Below are 2,892 nucleotides of genomic sequence, written 5' to 3' on the forward strand. Positions count from 1 at the left end.
AAGTGAAACAGCCCTGATACCGATCCTTGTAATTAATTTGCAAGGTATAAGTTTGATATAATCCTCACCAGGTTTCTGTACAAAGGGAGTCGGTCGGGAAGTTATTCATCATCATCAAAAAACAATCCCCCTTCAATATTTCTGCACATGAACGCACTTCATTTTAGGATTAGCCGGACACACCGAAAATCACCTTATTATGACTAAATCCCACTTCCATTCGCTCGCTGAGGTTGAAAATGTCCTGAAATATCAACGTCCGGACCTGGTTGATCTCTTGCTTGAGATCAGGAATATCGTCATGGAAGTAAACCCTTCGGCCACAGAGCGGATCAGCTCAACCGCGTTCACCTTCTACGATCCGATTAAGGGGGGCACCATAAAAGGTGGCATCTGCTTCGTCGACATCCAGGATGACCATGTGCTCCTGCGTTTCGGACTGGGCGCCCTTCTCGATGATCCAAAGTCTTTACTTTCAGGGGATGGGCTCTATATGCGGCAGATGGATATTTGGTCATTTGACGATGCCCCCTGGACCGAGATTGAGTCCTTGATCCGGGCCTCAGCCAACCTGGATTTTTCGACACTAAAGAGCTGATGGATTGGTGGATTTCTACCTTTGTCTCCAAATCACCGTTTGCACTTGACCGGGCCAACCCTCATCCGCCGCTCATTCCAACCTTGTGCGATGGAGCTGAATAGAAGGAGTGAAAAATGGATAAATTTACCCATTGGATCAAGCACCATCAAATTGCAGCCTTCTTCCTGATCACCTTCGCCATCTCCTGGGGGCTGGGATTCTCCTGGGGTGCAGTCCTGAATCGAGACCAGGGTCTGTTGCTGCCCCTCGCTTTTATAACCGCCTGCGGTCCTGGGTTGGCGGGGATCATCATCAATGCGATCACCAATACTCAACCGAGAGAAGGTTCACGCAAGGCATTCTGGATCGCCTTTTTCGTGGCATGGTTCCTGTCTGCGATCATTTCTTTTGCCAACTTAAAATTCGTCGATCATTTTCCTCTATCTCCGGTGGTGGTTGTCCTATTCACAATTGCCACAGTGCCGGTTGCCTTTCTGATCGCTTCAGCTTTTTCCCGCATTCCCTCCGTGAGGCATTATCTGGCCTCATTGATCCAGCTGCGTGATGTGTGGCCCTGGGCGATTCTGGCACTGGTCTTATTCCCAGCCTTGCTCCTGTTTTCCTTCCCTGTTTACAGTATCCTGAACAGACTGCCCATCTTGTTTTACCAATTCCAGGAATCAGGCCCGGCCTTGCTCGGCCTGATCGCAGTCAAATTCTTCTACCAACTTTTCTTTTTCAATGCCACCGGAGAAGAGACCGGCTGGCGGGGCTTCGCCCTGCCCAGATTGCAATCTCATTTTAGCCCGCTGATCGCTGCCTTGATCATCGCTTTCTTCTGGGTGCCCTGGCACTTCTTCGGATGGCAGGCAGAAGGACAGCCGGTCCTGACCATCCAATTCTGGGTCGAGATGTTTATCGGCCACATCCTCCTGTCTGTGCTGATTGTGTGGATTTGCAATCGGGCTGGAGGGAGTATCCTGGTGGCAGGGATCGCCCATGCAGCGACCAATACTGTCCAGGCATTCGTACCGATCCAGGATATGCGGAGCTTATTCCTGACCCTCGTCATCGCCGTGGCAGTGCTGATCCTTGTCGACCGGATGTGGGAGAAATTGCCAGCCGATCATCCGGTGGTATACAGATTGCCCTGAAATGCTCCTATGAAATACTTGGTAATGAGAGCCATCAATCACATTTTTTATTCGCGCAATACAATCAAATGATTAGATCCAGAGAAACAATAAAAGGAGAAACCATGATCACAGCACTTGTCCAAATTAAACTTTCAACTCTGGTTAGCCTCGAGAAGGCGACTGGTCTATTTGCTGATGCAGCGCCAAACTACCGCGCCACGCCGGGGCTGGTCCGCAAGTATTTTTTACTATCCGAGGACGGCAGCACAGTTGGTGGTGTCTATCTCTGGGAATCCCGAAAAGAAGCAGAACAGCTCTACAGTGCGAATTGGCGTCAGGCTATTACGGATAAGTATGGTACCGAACCCTCGGTTACCTACTTCGCGAGTCCAGTGATTGTCGATAACCTGGCTGAAAGCATTATTATCGACGACTGATAGCCCATGCTGATGCGTGGCATGCTGGCGCAAGGCGAAGATGGTTTTTGGTTTATTCCCCGCAAAGTGGTGATAAAATTAAGCGTTCATATAAACAGAGTTAGTTAGCGAAAGGTAGGGAAAAATGAGAAAGAAAACAATTTGGAAATCGCAATTGGTCATTGTTTGTGTAATCCTTGGGCTTGTTATTTCTGGTTGTGGCCCAATAAAATCAACTGAATGTCTGACCCAGATAACCGAAAACTGCGAAGCCGGTTATGCCAAAGTTAATGACATCACCATGTACTATGAAGTTCACGGTTCAGGTGAGCCACTCCTCGTGCTGCATGGCAGTAGTGGTTCCATTGAAGATATGAAAAACGGGGTTGTTGAATTGTCAAAGAATTATCAGGTCATCGCAGTTGATACCCGTGGTCATGGCAGAACAACGGACTCTGATCAACCATTTAGCTATGAACTATTTGCCAAAGATTTCATAGCATTAATGGATCTTCTTGAAATAGATAGGGCTCATATCCTAGGTTTGAGTGATGGTGGAATCACTGGTCTTACAATGGCAATATATTACCCTGACCGGGTCAACAAACTCGTTACCATTGGGGCGAATTTCACTCCAGATGGATTGACAGATCTAGAAATTGAATTTCTCAGTGACAGTGAAAATATAAAGAAAGTCCATGTCTCACTTTAGTTTCCGCTAAAAGGAGATAACGAAATAGCCGGAGAATTATTCCCGGCA

4 protein-coding genes are annotated in these 2,892 nt (G+C 47.7%); all 4 read left to right on the forward strand.

The genetic code is table 11. The annotated features are described in order from the left end of the window. The first annotated feature begins 199 nt into the window (after positions 1-199). The 4 genes from AC3DOM_RS17160 to AC3DOM_RS17175 all read left to right on the forward strand — a co-directional run bounded on the left by AC3DOM_RS17160 (position 200) and on the right by AC3DOM_RS17175 (position 2,844). On the forward strand, positions 200-598 hold the full coding sequence (locus AC3DOM_RS17160) for a DUF1801 domain-containing protein (protein ID WP_487920257.1): 399 nt from the start codon (positions 200-202) through the stop codon (positions 596-598). A 116-nt stretch (positions 599-714) separates the two neighbouring features. Next, complete coding sequence (locus AC3DOM_RS17165) at positions 715-1,734, forward strand: CPBP family glutamic-type intramembrane protease (RefSeq protein WP_487920258.1); 1,020 nt, start codon at positions 715-717, stop codon at positions 1,732-1,734. 104 nt (positions 1,735-1,838) lie between these two features. Beyond that, complete coding sequence (locus AC3DOM_RS17170; protein WP_487920259.1) at positions 1,839-2,153, forward strand: YdhR family protein; 315 nt, start codon at positions 1,839-1,841, stop codon at positions 2,151-2,153. Between the two features lie 124 nt (positions 2,154-2,277). Next, complete coding sequence (locus AC3DOM_RS17175) at positions 2,278-2,844, forward strand: alpha/beta fold hydrolase (RefSeq protein WP_487920260.1); 567 nt, start codon at positions 2,278-2,280, stop codon at positions 2,842-2,844. Positions 2,845-2,892: the final 48 nt, after the last annotated feature.

It is taken from the genome of Candidatus Desulfolinea nitratireducens, from assembly GCF_982879505.1.